The sequence below is a fragment of the Hahella sp. HN01 genome, assembly GCF_018986435.1.
In the GTDB taxonomy this organism is placed as follows: domain Bacteria; phylum Pseudomonadota; class Gammaproteobacteria; order Pseudomonadales; family Oleiphilaceae; genus Hahella.
This window is the reverse complement of record NZ_JAHMIN010000002.1, coordinates 164,272-183,394: the sequence shown is the minus strand read 5'-3', so window position 1 is coordinate 183,394 and position 19,123 is coordinate 164,272. Positions and strand designations below refer to the sequence as shown.

Below are 19,123 nucleotides of genomic sequence, written 5' to 3'. Positions count from 1 at the left end.
TAATTAGCTGTGATGAAATAATGAAAAAATCGGGACCAACACCCTTTTACCCACATCCATTATCTAAACTCCCCGGGAAGCGCCAAGGCGCTTTTTTTGCGTTTATACAGGGCGCTTTTTTGATCACTGTGTCCTCCTGCGCCTTAGCGGTGGATTACGATCTCGCCACCCAGAAACAGTCCGGCGGAGACACGACCGTTCCGGCGACGCACGCCGGAGCATTCAGTTTGAACTCCGCCAACATGAGCTCCCGCCGCAAAGGCGACTTCCTGATTGGCAACGACTTTTTTGAAGACCCCTGGGTCATCGCGCCGGCGACTACCGATTTGCGCGACGGTCTGGGACCGCTGTTTAACGTCAGCGCCTGCCAAAGCTGTCACTTCAATGACGGTCGCGGCCATGCTCCCGCCAACGCTGCGGATGACGCAGATAGCCTGTTGATCCGTTTGAGCCGACCGGCGCGTAACGCTGAAGAGCAGGCGTTATTGGACAAACCCGACGTGGCCAATCTGGGCGATCCGGTTTACGGCGGTCAGTTGCAGGACCGAGCCATTCCAGGAGTGTCGCCGGAAGCCCATATTGAAGTCAGCTACAACGAAGAGACCGTCAGCTTCGCTGACGGCTTCAAGGTCAGTCTGCGACGGCCAGAATGGCGTCTGCGCAACTGGGCCTATGGCGATCCTGCGGACGACCTGACTCTGTCTTTGCGAGTGGCGCCGCCGGTAATCGGTCTGGGCCTGCTGGAAGCTATTCCCCAGGCGGATATCGAAGCTCTGGCGGACCCACAGGACAGCAACCATGACGGCGTATCCGGGCGCACCAATCAGGTTTGGGACGTAGAGCAAAAAGCGCAAACGCTTGGCCGCTTCGGCTGGAAAGCCGGACAACCCACCGTCAAACAGCAGACGGCCGGCGCCTTCAATGGCGACATGGGCCTCACGTCCTCCCTGTTTACCACAGACCATTGCACAGACGCCCAAAGCGCGTGCAAAAAGGCGCCCAATGGCGCGGATGAAAACGGCATTGAAATTCGCGACGACATCCTCGATTTCGTCGCCTTTTACGGCCGCAATCTGGCGGTTCCCGCACGTCGTAACATTGAGGACAGCGTCGTACAAACAGGCCACCGTCTGTTTCGAGAGGCCGGCTGCAACGCCTGTCACAACGAGTCTTTCGTCACCGCGAAGCTGGGCAAAGATCATATCGAACAATCCGAGCAGACTATTTTCCCTTACACGGACATGCTGCTCCACGATATGGGCCCGGATCTGGCGGATCTGAAACTGAACGGTTCTCCCGCGCCTGCGGACGAAGTGGTGGAGCATGACGCCACCGCAACGGAATGGCGCACGCCGCCGCTTTGGGGCATAGGGTTGAGCCAGGTCGTCAATCCACAGGCGACATATCTACATGACGGGCGCGCGCGCAGCTTGCTGGAAGCCGTGCTTTGGCACGGCGGCGAGGCGCAGCAATCACGGGATAAAGTGCTGGCGTTTAAAGCGGATGATCGTGATGCGCTGGTGAAGTTTTTGGAATCTCTGTAGAGGAGTCCGCTTTTGAATTCTAAATCGACAAGTCTATTCAGACTGTTCCGCGCTGGCGTCCTGGCGGCGTCCGCGCTGTCGCTGTCCTCAGTGGCCGCGGGAGAAAGCTTTGAGAAGGAATACCTGCAGATTCTAAAGCAGGCCAGAAACAATATGATCGTTCCCGCCCACCAAGAGCTCAGCGCCAGAGTCCAGACGCTCAAAACCAAAGCGTCCGCTCTGTGCGAGGCGACGAACGCGCAGTCTCTTGAGCAAGCGCAACAGGCATGGCGCGACGTCATGCAAACCTGGATGAGCGTATCGCTCATCCAGTTCGGTCCACTCCAGGAGCAGGACCGCCGCCTGCGTATGCAAAGCTGGCCAATCCGGGAAAAACTGCTGGAGCGCGCTGTAGAAGGACTTGCGTCTGGATCAGACCCGCTGCAGGACGCCATCAACAACGGCAGTATCGCTATCCAGGGATTGCCTGCAGTTGAATACCTGCTGTTCGGCAAAGACGCCTTGAATAAACTGCAGTCCGCCGATCACGGCGCGCGCCGCTGTCAGGCCCTGACGGCGATCGCCGACCACAGCGTTACGCTGGCGACGGAGCTGGAAAAGGAATGGACCGATGGCTTCGGCGACAATTTCGAAAATCCCTTTGAAGCCGATGGCGATCTCAGCGTGCCTCAGGAGGGCGTCGATGAATACCTGAACGGGCTCATGACCGGCATCCAGCAAATCACCGCCAACAAAGTGGCGGCGCCGCTGGGTCTGGAAGGTCGCGCCGCCAAATTGAAAGCGCTGGAGTCCTTCCACAGTCGCAACTCCATCGCCAATATCCGCCACAATCTCAGTGCGCTGAGACGCTTTTATATGGGCTGCGAGGGTTATGGCTTTGACGACTTCCTGCTCTCCCGCGATAACGCAGCCATGCATAAAAAAGTCACCGGACTGCTGGATGAGGTTGATGCGCAACTGGCGCAGATCGACTTCGCTCTGGAAGACGCCGTGAATGACGCGGAAAAAACCGCCAAGGTTAAAAAGCTGCATGAAGCCCTCCGCCAATTGCAGGCGACCGTGGAAAAAGAACTGTTTCCTGCTATCGGCGTCACCCGGGATTTCAACAGCGAGGATGGGGACTGATATGCGCACCAAACCCAATCACCACTCCCAACTTACCTTGACCCGTCGGCAACTGGCTCGCGGACTGGCGCTCGGCGGACTGGCTATGGCTGTCCCTGGCTGGGCCTTCGCCGCCAAACAGTCGACCAGTGGCAGCGCCGCTGCAGGCGCGCTGTTTTCATCCGTGAATGGCGCTGGCGGCGACTCCCATCTGATATTGTGGAGTCTGCAAGGCGACGTCCTTATGGAGCACGCCCTACCCGGACGCGGGCACGGCGTGGCGCGCCATCCCTCCGGCGAGGAGTTCGTCCTGGTCGGCCGTCGTCCCGCCCGCTTTGCGGCGGTAGTCCGCCGTCAGGCGAATGGCGAACCCAGCTATGAAGAGTTCTCCAGCGCGGAAGGCAGACATTTCTTCGGTCACGCCTGCTACTCCCGCGATGGCCGCTATCTCTACACCACGGAAAACGATTACGCCAGCGGCCGCGGCGTCATTGGCGTTCGCGACGCCCAGGACGGCTACCGTCAGGTGGGTGAGTGGTCCAGCGGCGGCGTCGGACCGCACGAGCTGCGTTTATCCGCGGACGGCAAAGCGCTGGTGGTGGCCAATGGCGGCATCCTGACCCACCCGGATAATCCGCGGGAAAAAATGAATCCTGACGCCATGGAGCCTTCCCTGGCTTATATCGACATCGTCAGCGGAGCGTTATTGGAACGCTGGGAGCTGGAAGATAAAAAGCTCAGCATTCGCCATTTGGATGTGGCCGATGACGGCACAGTCTGTTTCGGCTGCCAGTACGAAGGCCCTCCCACGGATACGCCGCCGCTGGTCTACATGCACAAGTCCGGTTCGCCAATTCAGGCCGCGTCGGCTGAATACAGCCTGTGGCGCAGCCTGAAGAATTACACCGGCAGCGTGGTGATCAATTCACAGCTGCGCGTGGCGGGCATCACCTCTCCCAGAGGGGACTCCATCACCTTATGGAGCTTGGACGCACATAAGTGCGTTGGGAAGATCAACCTGCCGGATGTCTGCGGACTCTCGTTGACGCCTGACGGCAAAGAATTCCTGGCCAGCAGCGGCGAAGGGGAAGTCATCCGCGTCGACCCGACAACGATGAAAGTTGAACAGCACTGGTCTGTCGCCGGCACCCGCTGGGATAACCACATGACGCTGGCGGGCTAGCCCCGCAAGCCGTCAGCGCTTTTATTCCGCCAGGGTCAGCACGACCCTGGCGCGCTCAAGCAGGGCCCAATCTTCCTCCTCTCTCGACGTCACCCTGTGACAGGGCTATTATTTGGGTCCGCTGTCTCCCCGGAAGGATTGTTATGCCGCAGACCATCGCTTTGATCGACACTCTCAAACGCACCCTCAAAGCCCAAGGGAAAACCTACGCTGACGTCGCCGCCGCGTTGGAGTTATCGGAGGCCAGCGTCAAGCGCTTATTCTCCGAACGCAGCTTTTCGCTGCAGCGGCTGGACCGGGTTTGCGAGTTCCTCGGTATCGAAATATCCGATCTGGTGCGCAGTATGGAAAACAGTTCTGGAGAAATTACGGAACTGACGGAGGAGCAGGAAAAGGACCTGGCCGGAGATATCAATCTGTTGCTCACCGCGCAACTACTGCTGAATAAATGGACCTTCAGGGAAATCATCAGCACCTATCAAATCGAAGAACTGGAAGGCGTGCGTCTACTGGCCAAGCTGGACCGTATGAAGCTGATTGAATTATTGCCAGGCAACCGGGTGAAATTGAAAATCTCCCGACATTTCTCCTGGCGCCCTCATGGCCCCATCCAGCAATTCTTTGAGCAACAAGTGCAAAACGAATTTCTGCAATCGCGCTTCAACAAGAATGGAGAAAGCCGCCTTTTCCTGAGTGGAATGCTGTCGCGACGTTCGAACGCGGAAATTCAGCGTCGCATGCAACGTCTGGCGGCGGAGTTTCACGCCTTGGTGGCGGAGGATGAAGCCATCCCGCTGAACGATAAATTTGGCACCGCCTTCGTCATGGCGATTCGACCCTGGGAGCCGCAGTCTTTCACCAGGTTGCGTCGCGAGCCTTCTACGAAGAAGTTCTGATCAATAATGAAGAAGGGACTAACGACTCCTTGCCGCCAGTCCCTGTCTCTCACGAGCACATACTCGAATCCTTTGTCCACCTGAGAAGGAGATCATAGGGAACAAAGGCTATTTTCAGTCGTTTCCGACTTGTTCCCATTTGCGTTGGTGGGCATTAGGATATTCGCTGCTCCTTCTGTTTTCATAGCGCATGCTACGCATGTCTTGAGATTGAGGACCCGCGGCGGTTGCTTCACCTTTCTCGATATAATACTCCGCGATCATCTCGTCCATATTTTGAACTTCAAGATTTTCCGCTCTGGTGTTAGCGATGCTTCCATCACTGGCCAGAACAAAAGAGCTGGACACCGCTAGCGCTAAACCAGCGATAAAGCCTACTGATTGTTTAGTACTCATACGTCACCTCCTCAGTTTTTTGGGAGTATTGTTGTTCCTGCTGCGCCAAAAATTACGGTCTCTTTCTCAGTTTGGACCATAAATTCCGCTAGTTGGCGCCCGCAAACTGGTTAATTTTTGTTCACAAAAAAGCGGCGGCCTGCGTACGTATTTGTAACAATGTGTGGCATAGCGGATGCATAGTCATACACACCAAATACCGCTCAATTTGTGACCCGCCAAGCATTTCAAGCCCATTGCATTGGAAGAAAATAGAACACTTTGTAACCTTATCTTTGTATCCGCACAGTTAAGCCTGTACCCGAGTTGTAACCTGAGCTGGATATAAAAAGCCCCTGGCAAAATAACGATAAGATAGGGATACCTCTCATGAAAAAACTCGCATACGCCGCAGTGATTGCGGCGGTCGCGTCTTCGGTCTGCGCCAACGAGATTGAAGACTTCCGCAACAGCTGGACTTACCGCGCCCTAACGCATCAACGCACCCTGGACCTGGGAGAACCACTGGGCCGCGCTAACTTTCCTTATACGCATAACAGTTATAACTCCTCCGCCTACGCCAACCTGGGCAGCTACTGGGACCCCAACCACATTTACAGTCTGGTGGATCAGCTGGATATGGGCATCCGCGCTCTGGAGCTGGACGTTCATTACACCTACGGCGACCTGAAGCTATGTCACGGAACCAATGAACATACTGGCTGCTCCGCTTTTGACCGCCGTTTTGAGGACGGTCTGAAAGAGGTCGCCACCTGGTTGCGACAGGACGGGAATCGCGGTGAAGTGTTGATCATCTATCTCGAAGAACATGTGGACGGCCGCTACGATGACGCCGTGGCGGCGCTGAACCGGCAGATGGGGGATTTGCTATACAAGCCGGGCAATTGCGCCACGCTGCCCATGAACATCAGCAAAGCGGACATTCTCAACAGCGGCGGGCAGGTGCTGCTGATCGGCGGTAATTGCGGCTCGGACGCCTGGGCGCAAACGGTCTACAACTATGGCTTTCCCACCGATAATGACCATTTCCATCCCTACCCGGAGTGCCGCACAGACAAATACGATGTGAATTTCGTTCAGAATAATCTGGTTCGCATCTTTGAGGACAGCACCCGTCTATCCGACGTATTCGGCGATCCACCGCAGCCGATCACGCCTGAGTTGATGGCACAGGCCGCGCGCTGCAGCCTGGGCATCGTCGGTCTAGATCAGCTGAAAGCCTTTGACGAACGCATGACCGCCGCAGTATGGAGTTGGGACCAGAATGAGCCCAACAACGCCAATAACAACGAGCATTGCGCCGAGCAATGGGGCAACGGTCGCTTCAATGACGCCGCCTGCAGCAACGTGCGTCCTTTCGCCTGTTACAGCAAAACCAGCGACGCCTGGGCGGTTACGCAGAGCAATGCAATCTGGGAACAGGGCGAGTTCTTCTGCCAACAGGAGTTCGGCGGCGATTATCGCTTCGCCACACCGAAAAACGGCTACCAGAACCAAATGCTGCAGAACGCCAAGGCTGCAATGGGCTACGCCAATGTGTGGCTGAATTATTCTGACTTAGCGCAAGAAGGGACCTGGTCGCCGGGCGACCAGCCTGCGGTCACCCTGCCGGGAGACGATGGCGCCGTAGTGTGGCGCAAGCTGCGCAATGACAAAGGCAAATGCCTGGACCTCGAAGGCCGCGAAACCCATAACGGCGTGGAGATCCATCAATGGTCCTGTCACGGCGCCGATAGTCAGCTATGGTGGCGGGATCAATACGGCATGATCCACGCCAAATCGGCGCCGGACAAGTGCATCGACGTGTCCGGCGCCGGTACTGAGAAAGGAACCCGCATCGTGCTGTGGAGTTGCCACGGCGGGTCCAATCAGGTTTGGCTGCGAGGGCCCAGCAACAGCTTCCGCATCTCCAACGCCACAAACATGGCGCTGGACATCAAAGACCCGTTCTGGGGCGATGGCCAACGCGCGCATTTGTGGGAGTATCACGGCGGCAAGTCACAGCGCTGGAGCTGGGACTGACCTCAGGCCTCTTCCAGATCCCGTTCAGGGGCGTAGCGCCGGGCGTTGATCCCGGTGGCGTCCCTGACGTCGATATTAATCACTAACGCACCCACCTCCGCATAAGGTTGATAGGCCACACAAGCGCCGTCAGGCGCAATTAACGTGGTGGCGGAGCCCTGAAAGTCCATGGCGTAATTGACGCTGGCGAAAAAAACCGTGTTTTCGATAGCGCGACATTGCATCGCCCGCTCGTAGAACGGGTTTTCCAGCTTTCCCCATTGCGTCAGCTTCACTCCTTTGAAATGACTGCCCGTAAAATGGGGATGAAAGACGATCTTGGCGCCGCGACTGGCCGCCCATCGCACCGTTTCCGGACAACGCCACCCTTCATGGCTGATCACAATGCCGAACTTTACGCCATCCGCGTCAAACAGCTGGCGCCGGGACCCCGGGATGAAATAGGCCTCTTCCCCCTGCTCAAGGTGATTCTTCGTCTGCCGTCCCAACAGCACGCCGCGGCGATCCACGACAAAGGCGACATTGCGACGCCCTTCTGGGGTTGGCCATTCCATGGGAAGTATGATGTTTGTGGAGGTTTTACGCGCCAGATCGCAAATTCGGTCCAGCGCTGACTGCATTTTCCTTGGCGAGCAGTTTTCAACTTTGAAGTCCATGCCTCGAATTCCCGGCACATAAGCTTCTGGAAAACATATCAGGTCCACCTTCGACAGGGTCGCCTCCGTGACCAGACGGTCCACCCACTGCAGCGCATTATCGACAGACTTCGGGATCGGCGGAGATGCCAATGCAATTTTCATATATCAATCCTTTTGTATGCGTACGTCCTTTTTTATAAACCCGTCGACGCGCATCCACGCACGTCACGAGCTGTGTACAGCTTGGCGGTGTAAATCAACTGCGAAGGTTACTGCAACGGCTTTAAAACTACATTAAAGACGCCGACCTGAATGCCTTTCCGATCAAGCGAGAAGTCCAACCAGCGACAGCGATCCGGAGTACGATCAACTGAATCCGTTAACGCCTGGGCGCCGCCCTGATCCTCACGCCAATAGCTTTGCGTCGTCAGGGTGCGGTATCCCGGCGCACTGAACTTCCAATGGAGATGCCTGCGACGTCCCCCATAGGTTCCCGGGACGATACTGTGGAACGCATAGCGGCCCATGGCGTCGGTATAACCCACGCCACGCAGGTTCACTGCATCCAGAGAATACTCACTGACGTCGCCGTCGCCCGCAGGGTGATAACGACCATCGCCGTCAGCGTGCCAGATCTCGACACGCGCCTCCGGCAAAGGAAGATCGCCCAGTGGGCCTCCTAGCACTTCTCCCTCTACTCTCATCAAGCGACCAGGAAGGTTGCGGTAGTTGATATAAGCGGTTTCTCTCGCGTTGCGCACATAAAAGGGACCTTCCGGCGCCGCCTGCGTGACGCTGCAAGAATCGCTATCAAGATCATCTGCACGCGCTCCACGCAAGGGCCACAACGACGCTCCCAGCACAAGCTTGAGAAAGACGCGTCTGTACAGCGTAGTCCCGGCGTTCATGTGACGTCCTCCATGGCCGCAAGTGAAAGGCAAGTTGGATAAAGGTCGTCTTATCCGTTCAACCAGCAGTTAGTCCAAGTATAGTTCGCGACGACGCGCAAATGCGAAAGGAGAGTTTAAAACAAGCCCCCGTCAGGCGGCGGCTTCATGGTTCTTGGAGGCGGCGACGCGATTGCGCCCGCCTTTTATGGCCCGATACAGGGCGTGGGTGGCCCGTTTGATGGTGTCATGCAGGTCTTCATTGCGAATGAGTTGAGCGCAGCCGATGCTGACGCTATAGCGCACGTCGTAGCTGGTGGGTTTGCATTGCTCAAACAGTTGCCGGATGCGCTCCGCGACCACCACCGCGCCATTGAGGTCGGTAGAAGGCAACCCAATCACAAACTTTTCGCCGCCGTAGCGTCCCAGAATATCCACCTCACGAATTACGTTCTTGATGGTTTCCGCCAGGAATATCAACGCTTCATCCCCCGCTTCTGGCCCGAAGTTGTCGTTGATCCAGATAAAGTGGTCGCCATCCAGCACTAGAAAACTGAACTCCTCCTTGTAGCGACGACAGTGCTTCACCATCTGCGTGCAGCGCTCTTCCGCAAATCGCCAGTTCAATACTTTGGTGACGGGGTCGTACATAATCAGCTCTTTCACCCGTTCCGCGAAAATACGGGTTTTCCAGATGTAATATCCGAGCACCACAAGACTGGCCAGTAACAGCAATACCGGGATAGTGCGCAGAATCGCCGTCAAGACGAACGTGGACGCGGGATTGCGGCGAGCCAGCCAGAGTTGGCCGCCCGGCAAGGGCGTAACGTAGACGACATCGCCATCAAATGTGCGGTGTTGCGGCTCGGTAGTGAAGATATCCGGCGGCAGTCCCTGAGGTTGCGAAGGAGACACCAGCGTCTGCGCATCTGGATCGGGATTCAGTCCCAGCCATTCAACTTCCGCTGAGCGCCGATGATACCAATACGCCAGTATGGTCAGAATCGTCAACGCCAGGACGACGCCTCCCACAGCGAGCTTGTTGAGTTGCCTCTTGTTATTGCTATCTGTTTGCACCCACCGTTTCTCAACTGCTAAATGGCTCAGATTTAAAGAGAATTCTGATGAAAGTATAGCCGAAATGCGCGCTGCGCCAATGCTTCGCAGTCACAGAACAGTGTGTGGAGGGAAAGGCCGGAAAACTCCGGCCCTGATTGTAGAGGCTAAGCGGCGTTTAGCATCTGCATGAAAAATCGATCCATGGTTTCAAGATCGAGCTTGTCCGCAGGTTCAAAACGCACTGTCTCCAGCGCCTCAAACTGAGCATCCGCAAAGCAGTCTATCGCTAAGGCAGGTCTGATAACTTCCTTTTCATTCCCCATCGCCTTGCGCTCCAGCAATGCATCCACTTCCGTCACTATCGGACCGCCGCCCAGCATGCGCGCCTTCAATTCATAGAAGCGCACTGGTGGAGGCGTCCGATGTTCCGCCACCCACATCGCCGCCAGCAACGTGCGCAGCATATAGGCATAACGCTTGGCGTTGACCTCGCCCGCCGCCAGCCTCTCGCGCTCATTACGCGCCATGGAGAAGTAGTGATAAAACAAGGATGCTGGACGCGCGGACAGCGACGCCAGATACTTCATTTGCGCAAGGAACACTACATCCCGACTATACACAATTGGCGAGTTAAGCCATTCCTGCAGCGTCGCTGAACCGCTGCGTAACAGCGTCAAAGCCTTGCTGATATCCCAGCCGCTGACATCCAGTTCATCATCTATCGGGAGTTCAATCACATCCCGCCGCTTGCCTAACGATAAATAGTGGGACAGTGAGCGCTGATAGATAAATCTAACGTCATAATCACTATCCCGGGAAGCGAATCCCCAGGCCCGGCTGCCTGATTCGCAAGCGTAAAGCACCTTTACATCGTGCTCCCACTCGATCCGCTCCAGGGTTTCCTGTATCCGCTTTTCCATTGTCGCCACTCCTCTTGTTACTTCTAATATGGTGGACGCGGTGGGACTCGAACCCACAATAACCAATACTTCAGGCATTACTCCGAAGCGGTATTGACCTATAACGCGCACCAGTCGCGAACCCCACAACGAGCCCGGACCTGCATCCTCAAATTTCGTCAATACGCCAAATGGTCTCGGTATTACCCTTCACCGGCCGCCTTAATCGTTTGCCGGCGGCTCGCCTTTTCGCCTTCGCGCCCTTTCTTCTCGCCCTTCACGTAACAAAGTTCGCGCCAATATTTTTTAGAGCGACGAATATTTTTTTATGTTCATGTTTTAAAAGAACTTATCTGAATTTTATTGCACGCGAAGCATGTAAGAGATCAATCCCAAAGTGAGAATATGTTATCAAAGTAAATAGCTAGTTATCTTTTTTGATCAGGTTGTTTATTGCACAACTCGGCGACCTAAACGCCAAATTCTCCATGCACAACTATGGGAATTACTTATGCAGATTTATATACGGTTGTTATTTAATGGCGCAGCCTGCGCGACCAGCGAGCCGCGCAGCGAAGTCAAAGCGAGACAACAAGGACAATAAATGCGTGTAATTATCCTGGGCAGCGGCGTCATCGGCGTTTCCACCGCATATCATCTGGCTCAGCTGGGTCATGAAGTAACTGTTGTCGACCGTCAAACCGGTCCTGCATTGGAAACCAGTTACGGCAACGCAGGCGAGATTTCCCCCGGCTGCTCTGCGCCCTGGGCGGCGCCAGGGATTGCGTTAAAGGCGATCAAGTGGCTGTGTATGAAGCATCGTCCACTGGTAGTTCGCCCCAGTCTGAACCCCGACCTTTGGCGCTGGACAGCGCAATTCCTGGCTAACGCAAACTCTCACCGCTACCACCAGAATAAATCACGCATGTTGCGACTGGCCGAATACAGCCGCGACGTACTCAAACAGCTGCGCGCCGACACCGGCCTCAGTTACGACGAACGCAGCCGCGGCACCATTCAATTATTCCGCAAGCAACAGCAGGTCGACGCCGCTTTGGCGGACACCCAAATTCTGGAATCCTTTGGCGTTCCTTATGAGTTGCTGGACCGCGACGGCTGCATCAAGTACGAACCAGGACTCGCCTCTGTCAGAGACAAGATCAGCGGCGGACTGCGTCTGCCCGGCGACGAGACTGGGGACTGCTTCAAATTCACGCAAGCTTTAGCCGCATTAGCGGAAGAAAAAGGCGTCGTATTTAAACAAGGCGTGGTCATCCGTGGGCTGGAGAAAAACGGCGATGCAATCGTATCTGTGCAAACGGATCAAGGCCCGTTGCAGGCGGACGCTTATATCGTCGCGCTCGGCAGCTACACTCCCCTGTTGCTGAAGCCCCTGGGACTCAGAGCCCCCATCATTCCGGTGAAAGGCTATTCGATTACTCTGCCGGTGAAAAACCCAGAACGGGCGCCCGAGTCGACGCTGTTGGACGAAACCTACAAAGTAGCCGTCACCCGCCTGGGCGACCGTATCCGGGTCGGAGGAACGGCGGAGCTGGCGGGCTACGACCTGCGCCTGCATCAAGCCAGGAAGAACACATTGGAGTTTGTGGCGGACAATCTGTTCGGAACCGGCTACGCCAATGGCGAAGCCGAATTCTGGACCGGACTGCGCCCCATGACTCCGGACGGAACCCCTATCGTTGGGGCGACGCCCATCAACAAACTTTATGTCGCCAGCGGCCACGGCACCTTGGGCTGGACCATGGCGGCGGGAACGGGACGCGTCATGGCGGATATTGTATCTGGACGCAAACCCGAGATTGACACTGAGGGACTGGGAATAGACCGCTACTGATAACCACTGCTATTTGAGGGACCGTCGCTGGCGGATGGAGCTCCGCTTCGCCGCCGTTCTCAATGAGGACGGCGAACCATTGGACGCACGCTTGATCCATATCCTGTGTCTGGCGCACGTCGGGAGCTGTGACCCGACGCGACGCCGCGTCTTTCAAAAAAACGTATGGGAAGCAGCGCAGCGCCCTCCACAGCGCCGCCTGATAAATAAAGAGAGGAGAAAATCCCTTGGAAACTATTCATAAGCTGGTATCCGACCTGAATGATTTCGTATGGGGCCCCCCCATGCTTATTCTTATTCTGGGCGTAGGGCTGTTTTTACAATGCCGTTTGAAGTTCATGCCCTTATTTACGCTCAAGCTGGGCCTGCAACTGGTATGGAGAGGTCGTAAGCCGGATACTCGGGACCCTGGGGAAATCAGCCCTTTCGCCGCACTGATGACCGCCCTGGCTGCGACAGTGGGCACCGGAAACATTGCCGGCGTCGCCACGGCGCTGGCGCTCGGCGGGCCGGGCGCGCTGTTCTGGATGTGGGCCACCGCTCTGGTGGGCATGGCGACCAAATATGCGGAAGTCGTACTGGCGGTGCGCTTTCGTGAAAAAGACGAGAACGGTGAATATGTTGGCGGCCCCATGTACGCCATCAAAAACGGCCTGGGTCCCAAATGGGCCTGGCTGGGCGGCGCCTTCGCCTTGTTCGGCGGTCTGGCGGGATTCGGCGCCGGCAACATGGTGCAATCCAACAGCATCGCGGAAGTAATGCAAACCTCCTTCCGCATCCCCGCCGCCGCCTCTGGCGTCGTCATGACCGTGCTGATCGGCTTTGTATTGCTCGGCGGCATCAAACGCATTGGCGCCGTGGCGCAGGCGCTGGTTCCAACCATGTGCATCTCCTATATTCTCTGCGCCTTTTATATCCTGTTCACGTTCTCTGATCGTATCCCTCACGCTTTCGACCTGATCTTCACCCACGCTTTCTCTCCCACCGCCGCTACAGGCGGATTCGCCGGCGCTGCAGTGATGATGGCGATTCGCTACGGCGTCGCCCGAGGCATTTTCTCCAACGAAGCCGGCCTTGGCACCGCAGGTATCGCGCAGGCGGCGGGGAAAACCTCTGACCCGGTGACCTCGGGTCTTATCGGCATGATGGGTACTTTCATCGACACCATTATTGTCTGCACCCTGACCGGCCTGGCGCTGATCACCAGCGGCGTCTGGGAAAGCGGCGTGTCCGGCGCGGCGCTCACCGCCAGCGCGTTTGCGGCGGCGATGCCGGGGTTCGGCGAATATCTGCTGGCGATCCAGTTGATCGTTTTCGCCTTCACCACCATCCTCGGTTGGGCTTATTACGGCGAGAAATGCTGGGAGTACTTGATGGGCTCCGCCGCGATTATTCCTTACCGTCTGCTAAGCACCCTGTGCGTCATGATCGGCGCGCTGGCGCAGCTGGAATTCGTCTGGTTGGTCGGCGATGTCTTCAACGCTTTCATGGCCATCCCCAACCTGTTGTCGCTATTGCTGTTGTCGCCCATTCTGGTCAAGTTGACCAATGAGCACTTCGCCACCGTCAAAATGGCGGCGGTTAGAACTTAACGATCTCATAAACCCCTGTGGCCGCCTTTGCGCGGCCTTTTTTTCCTACCCTCTCATCAATTTCCCGCCTTTCCTCTCTTAACTCATTTAAACAAACGCCCCAGCTATCAAGTTGCCTTCCTCGCGGCCTTCGGAGAATATGATCGCTATCTGTATCCATTTATCGAAAAAGATCATATGAAAAACGTAGTCATCGGCCTGCTGGGCACTACCATGGATAAACGCGGCAAGGGGCCTGCGCGCTGGGAAACCTGGCGGCCGACCGTTGGCATATTCATGCAGCAGGACCTGCTGATCGATCGCATAGAGCTGCTGCATGACGCCAGAGACTCACGCCTGGCCAATAACGTGGGCGCGGATATCGAGACTGTATCGCCGGATACAGAAGTGAGCCTGCGCCAGGTCAGTTTCAGCGATCCCTGGGACTTCGAACAGGTTTACAGCACGCTGCTGGATTTCGCCGAAAACTATCCTTTCAAGCCAGATGAAGAGCGTTATCTACTGCATATCACCACCGGCACCCATGTTGCGCAGATTTGCTGGTTCCTGCTGTGTGAGGCGAATTACATTCCCGCGCAGATTTTGCAGACCTCTCCAGACCGGGGCGAACGCGTCGCCGCTGGGAAATATCATCTGATTGATCTCGACCTCTCCAAATACGACGCCATCAGTTCTCGCTTCAAGCGCCAGCAGTTGGAAGGGACAGAGTTTCTCAAGTCAGGCATAGCGACCCGCAACGCCCGCTTCAACGCCATGATCCAGCAGATCGAGCGAGTGGCGATTCGCTCCCAGGCGCCAATTCTGATCACCGGCCCCACTGGTGCGGGCAAATCCCAACTCGCCGGCAAAATTTTTGAGCTGAAGAAAATCCGCGGTTCCGTCAAAGGTGAATTTGTGTCAGTCAACTGCGCCACGCTACGTGGCGACAGCGCTATGTCGGCGCTGTTCGGCCATAACAAGGGCGCATTCACCGGCGCACAAACTGCTCGCAAGGGCCTGCTCGCCAAAGCCGATCAGGGATTGCTGTTCTTGGATGAAATCGGCGAACTGGGCCTGGATGAACAGGCGATGTTGTTACACGCCATCGAAGAGAAGCGCTTCTACCCCGTCGGTTCAGACAACCCTGCGCACAGCGACTTCCAGCTTATTGCCGGCACCAATCGCGATCTGCAGAAACAGGTCGACAACGGCAGCTTTCGGGAGGACCTGTTAGCCCGCATCAATTTGTGGAGTTATGAACTCCCCGGATTAAAAGACCGTCGCGAAGACATAGAGCCTAACCTGGAGTATGAGCTACAAAAAGCCGAGCAGCAGTTAGGTCATAAGGTCAGCTTCAATAAAGCCGCCCGGACGAGATTTCTGCATTTCGCCCAACAACCGGATTCCTTATGGCAGGGCAATTTCCGCGACCTGAACGCCTGTGTACAGCGCATGGCCACACTCTCTGAAGGCGGCCGCATCAACGAAACGCTGGTGGATGAAGAGTGCGACCGTCTACGGCGATTCTGGCGACGCAGCAGCGCTCAGGAGTCTCTGCCGCCATTGGAAGACTACCTGTCCCCTGAACAGGTGGCGGAAATTGACGCCTTCGACCAATATCAGTTACGCAGTGTGATTGCGCTCTGCCGTGATAGCCGCTCCTTGTCGGAGGCGGGGCGCCAGCTCTTCAACCGCTCAAGATTACGTAAAAGCTCCAGTAACGACTCTCATCGTCTACGGCAGTATCTGAGTAAGTTCGATCTGGAATTCGATAATCTAAAAACATAAATCTCTATCTAAATAGATATATCTCTTCAACGACATATTTCGACAATATTCTATATATTCTTATTTTTCATACAGTTAAGTATATGAGAAAAGTTGGCCCAGCTTTTGTAATAGTAATGGTATCGAGATGAACCTGCTGCAAGGCGATTCATCCAAATACAGTTGCTCCGGGACAAGCGAGTCCCACCAAAAAGGTTTGAGAATGATGCAAAACACAAAACCCCAAATGCCCTACGAAGTAACTAACGTAGAAAAAGGCGTTCCGATCAAAAGCTGGACCAACGGCGTTCCATTCGAGCCGGAAGCGCGCAAGCAATTAAGAAACATTGCGTCCCTGCCGTTCATTCATAAGTGGGTGGCGGCGATGCCGGACGTACACTTAGGTAAAGGCGCGACCATCGGCTCTGTTATTCCCACTTCCGGCGCCATTATTCCCGCTGCGGTGGGAGTGGATATCGGTTGCGGAATGATGGCGGTGAAAACCGACGTGCATGCAACGCAGTTGCCGGACTCTCTGGGAGCGCTGCGTAGCGCGATAGAAGCGGCGATACCCCATGGCCGTCAGCCAGGACGACGCGACCGGGGTTCCTGGCATGATATTCCAGAGGATGTAGGCGCTCGTTGGACTCATGAGTTGGCGGATCGTTTTAAAATCCTGTGCGAAAAGCACCCGGTTTTGAAAAACACCAACAACGTGAACCACCTGGGAACCCTGGGTACCGGTAACCACTTCATCGAAGTGTGTCTGGATGAGAACAACGACGTATGGATCATGCTGCACTCCGGTTCCCGCGGCGTTGGGAATCGTATCGGCGAGCATTTCATCAAGCTGGCGAAGAAGGAAATGGAGCGTTTCTTCGTAAACCTGCCGGATAAAGATCTGGCCTATCTGGCGGAAGGAACCGATTACTTCAACGACTATGTGCAAGCCGTTGGTTGGGCGCAGGATTTCGCGCGCATCAACCGTCAGGCGATGATGCAACGGGCGCTGAACGCCTTGGCGGTTACGTTGAACAAGCCGGTAATCGCCGAGCTGGAAGCGGTGAACTGTCACCATAACTATGTGCAGAAGGAAAACCACTACGGGAAAAACGTGTGGTTGACCCGAAAAGGCGCAGTAAGCGCACAGGAAGGCCAGCTGGGAATTATCCCAGGCAGCATGGGAGCCCGCTCCTACATCGTGCGCGGAAAAGGCAACGCGGAAAGCTTCTGTAGCTGTAGCCATGGCGCAGGAAGAGTGATGTCCCGCACCGAGGCGAAAAAGCGCGTATCTGTAGAAGAGCACGCCCGCGCCACAGCGCATGTGGAATGCCGAAAAGACGCGGCGGTAGTGGACGAAACGCCTTCCGCTTACAAAGACATCGACGCCGTGATGGCGGCGCAGTCCGACCTGGTTGAAGTCGTGCATACGTTGAGACAGGTGGTTTGCGTAAAAGGTTGAAGAGAGGCGGCGTCATGCCGCTGACGCAATAAGTTGTACGGTATTTAAGATGGATAAAATAGTAATAGACGGACGCATGGGCGAAGGCGGAGGACAGATTCTGAGATCCTCCCTGACCCTGGCCATGCTGTACGGCAAAGAAATAGAAATTAACCATATTCGCGGCAAGCGCCCCAAACCAGGCCTGATGCGTCAGCATCTGACCTGCGTTAAGGCCGCCCAGGCGATATGCGGCGCCAAAGTAGACGGGGCGGAACTGGGCTCCTCCCGGCTGACATTCAAACCCGGCCCGATAAAGGGCGGCGATTACAAATTCGATGTGGGTAGCGCAGGCAGCACGGCGCTGGTGTTCCAAACCGTATTACTGCCTCTGTTACAGGCGGAAGGAGCCTCTACCGTGGAATTCGGCGGCGGCACCCATAACCCGTTCGCACCGCCTCTTACGGAAATTGAACGCTCCTTCCTGCCACTGTTGCGGGATATGGGGGCTAAAATCGAGGTGGAAACAGAGCGTTGGGGCTTTATGCCCGCTGGCGGCGGTAAATGGCGCATTCGCATACAGCCGGAAGCTTTGCAGCCGATTGAGCGGCTAGAGCGCGGCGAGCTGAACCACAGCCGCCTGACCGCCTACTGCTATAACATTCCCGGCAAAGTGGGCGAGCGGGAAGTACAGGCGTACTTATCGTTGCGCGAACACCCGGTGCATGAGTCACAGCAACGCAAGCCGGAAGCAGGCTGCGCCGGCAACCTGCTGGCGGTGGACCTGCAATTCGACGGCCACCGTATCTGTCTTTCCGAACTGGGCCAGGTGCGAAGACGGGCGGAGCTAGTGTCCAAGTTGCTCAGCCAGAAGGTGAAAACCTACCTGGACAGCAACGCGGTATTGGATGAGCACCTCACGGATCAGATGATGCTGCCCATGCTGGTGGCGGGAGGCGGCAGGTTCTCCATTTCAGAATGGTCTCTGCACGCCCAGACCAATGCGGAAGTCATCGAACTGTTCACGTCACGCAAAATAGAATGTGACGGGGCCATCATGTGGATGGTGTGATGAAGGGACTATTCATGGAAATACTAAAGGAGAGGAGCCCCGCCTCTCCTTATTTTGATTGCAGCTTTCTATTGATAAGACCCTTCTTGATATTGCTCTCGGGAAGCCTGTTTCCATTCATCAATAAAGCCCGTTTTGGTTAGATAGCCATAGACCTGATTAAACAGCTTATACATCCAGAATTGCATATCGTCGATGCCGTCGACTGTGCGCTCCGCATTATCGTCTTCAACCGCCAGATCGGTCATTTCCCAAAAGCAGGCCGCCACCCGTAAGGCCTCCTCAGACGTGGTGATCCCCGCCTGCGAAGACATGACCGCCACCACGTAGTCGTCTCCCAACCTGCGCGCATAATGCAGCGCCAGAGCTTGTGCGTTCCGATTATGTTCGGAAAACTCAATCATTTAAGAGCGCCACTCACGTACGCAAAGTATTCCTGCGCAATGTCCTCATCCACCACTACTCCGTCATTGCCACCATACAAACGGTCACTACGGTCCTTTCTTGGACCAGAAATCCAATATTCGTCACCGCTTTCAATATCATAAAAATTTGATTTGTAGCCCCGCCCTTTAAGGCTTTGAAACGTTTTTCCACGATAATAGAGCGTCTTCCCACTCTTGGAAAAATAAACACGTCCAATGCGGGCTGAGCCTTCAAGACCAAGAGACTTGTCTTCGATATACATGATTCTGGATCGCGCCTCTCTCATCTCTTGCGGCGGCGTGTTGTTCTGATCCAATCTCAGCTTTTGGTATTCGATTCGTCTATCCAACTCAGATCTCATGA

Annotated in this window: 17 protein-coding genes; 10 read left to right on the top strand and 7 right to left on the bottom strand. The window is 55.7% G+C overall.

Annotated features, from left to right (window positions below; all coding sequences use genetic code 11):
• The first annotated feature begins 128 nt into the window (after positions 1-128).
• The 4 genes from KP814_RS03145 to KP814_RS03130 all read left to right on the top strand — a co-directional run bounded on the left by KP814_RS03145 (position 129) and on the right by KP814_RS03130 (position 4,727).
• Positions 129-1,544, top strand: a complete 1,416-nt coding sequence (locus tag KP814_RS03145; RefSeq protein ID WP_371824028.1) for a di-heme oxidoredictase family protein — start codon at positions 129-131, stop codon at positions 1,542-1,544.
• A 12-nt stretch (positions 1,545-1,556) separates the two neighbouring features.
• On the top strand, positions 1,557-2,669 hold the full coding sequence (locus KP814_RS03140) for an imelysin family protein (RefSeq protein WP_216735386.1): 1,113 nt from the start codon (positions 1,557-1,559) through the stop codon (positions 2,667-2,669).
• Between the two features lies 1 nt (position 2,670).
• On the top strand, positions 2,671-3,831 hold the full coding sequence (locus tag KP814_RS03135) for a DUF1513 domain-containing protein (RefSeq protein ID WP_216735385.1): 1,161 nt from the start codon (positions 2,671-2,673) through the stop codon (positions 3,829-3,831).
• 143 nt (positions 3,832-3,974) lie between these two features.
• Positions 3,975-4,727, top strand: coding sequence for a helix-turn-helix transcriptional regulator (locus KP814_RS03130; RefSeq protein WP_216735384.1), 753 nt, complete (start codon positions 3,975-3,977; stop codon positions 4,725-4,727).
• A gap of 114 nt (positions 4,728-4,841) precedes the next feature.
• On the opposite strand, the gene KP814_RS03125 is transcribed toward KP814_RS03130, so the two are convergent.
• Positions 4,842-5,123 carry a hypothetical protein gene (locus KP814_RS03125; RefSeq protein ID WP_216735383.1) on the bottom strand — a complete coding sequence of 94 codons (282 nt, stop codon included), beginning with the start codon at positions 5,121-5,123 and terminating at the stop codon, positions 4,842-4,844.
• 369 nt (positions 5,124-5,492) lie between these two features.
• Here KP814_RS03125 and KP814_RS03120 point away from each other — a divergent pair, with 369 nt between their 5' ends.
• Positions 5,493-7,145, top strand: coding sequence for a phosphatidylinositol-specific phospholipase C domain-containing protein (locus KP814_RS03120; protein ID WP_216735382.1), 1,653 nt, complete (start codon positions 5,493-5,495; stop codon positions 7,143-7,145).
• Between the two features lie 2 nt (positions 7,146-7,147).
• Here KP814_RS03120 and KP814_RS03115 read toward each other — a convergent pair whose 3' ends face one another.
• From KP814_RS03115 to KP814_RS03100, 4 genes are all read right to left on the bottom strand, one after another.
• Entirely contained in the window at positions 7,148-7,945 is a 798-nt protein-coding gene (locus tag KP814_RS03115) for a carbon-nitrogen hydrolase family protein (RefSeq protein ID WP_216735381.1), read from the bottom strand.
• A gap of 107 nt (positions 7,946-8,052) precedes the next feature.
• Complete coding sequence (locus KP814_RS03110; protein WP_216735380.1) at positions 8,053-8,691, bottom strand: hypothetical protein; 639 nt, start codon at positions 8,689-8,691, stop codon at positions 8,053-8,055.
• A gap of 132 nt (positions 8,692-8,823) precedes the next feature.
• Positions 8,824-9,747: a GGDEF domain-containing protein gene (locus KP814_RS33305; RefSeq protein ID WP_216735379.1), complete on the bottom strand. Its 924-nt coding sequence runs from the start codon at positions 9,745-9,747 to the stop codon at positions 8,824-8,826.
• Between the two features lie 146 nt (positions 9,748-9,893).
• Complete coding sequence (locus KP814_RS03100) at positions 9,894-10,649, bottom strand: nucleotidyltransferase domain-containing protein (protein WP_216735378.1); 756 nt, start codon at positions 10,647-10,649, stop codon at positions 9,894-9,896.
• 583 nt (positions 10,650-11,232) lie between these two features.
• Between KP814_RS03100 and KP814_RS03095 the strand changes: the two genes are divergently transcribed.
• The 5 genes from KP814_RS03095 (at position 11,233) to rtcA (ending at position 18,334) form a co-directional block, all read left to right on the top strand.
• The gene (locus KP814_RS03095) at positions 11,233-12,483 is read left to right on the top strand and encodes a D-amino acid dehydrogenase (protein ID WP_216735377.1); all 1,251 of its coding nucleotides are present in this window, start codon (positions 11,233-11,235) and stop codon (positions 12,481-12,483) included.
• A 227-nt stretch (positions 12,484-12,710) separates the two neighbouring features.
• Positions 12,711-14,075 carry a sodium:alanine symporter family protein gene (locus tag KP814_RS03090; protein WP_216735376.1) on the top strand — a complete coding sequence of 455 codons (1,365 nt, stop codon included), beginning with the start codon at positions 12,711-12,713 and terminating at the stop codon, positions 14,073-14,075.
• Between the two features lie 177 nt (positions 14,076-14,252).
• On the top strand, positions 14,253-15,842 hold the full coding sequence (gene rtcR, locus KP814_RS03085; RefSeq protein WP_216735375.1) for an RNA repair transcriptional activator RtcR: 1,590 nt from the start codon (positions 14,253-14,255) through the stop codon (positions 15,840-15,842).
• Positions 15,843-16,044: 202 nt separating this feature from the next.
• A complete protein-coding gene (locus KP814_RS03080; RefSeq protein WP_305858117.1) occupies positions 16,045-17,283 on the top strand; it encodes an RtcB family protein in 1,239 nt (412 codons plus the stop codon).
• Between the two features lie 49 nt (positions 17,284-17,332).
• Positions 17,333-18,334 carry an RNA 3'-terminal phosphate cyclase gene (gene rtcA / locus KP814_RS03075; protein ID WP_216735374.1) on the top strand — a complete coding sequence of 334 codons (1,002 nt, stop codon included), beginning with the start codon at positions 17,333-17,335 and terminating at the stop codon, positions 18,332-18,334.
• Between the two features lie 68 nt (positions 18,335-18,402).
• On the opposite strand, the gene KP814_RS03070 is transcribed toward rtcA, so the two are convergent.
• Together KP814_RS03070 and KP814_RS03065 are read right to left on the bottom strand one after the other, a co-directional pair.
• A complete protein-coding gene (locus tag KP814_RS03070) occupies positions 18,403-18,738 on the bottom strand; it encodes a hypothetical protein (protein WP_216735373.1) in 336 nt (111 codons plus the stop codon).
• The gene (locus KP814_RS03065) at positions 18,735-19,109 is read right to left on the bottom strand and encodes a 1-deoxy-D-xylulose-5-phosphate synthase (protein WP_253938123.1); all 375 of its coding nucleotides are present in this window, start codon (positions 19,107-19,109) and stop codon (positions 18,735-18,737) included. Before KP814_RS03065 ends, KP814_RS03070 begins: the two co-directional genes overlap by 4 nt.
• Positions 19,110-19,123 lie beyond the last annotated feature (14 nt).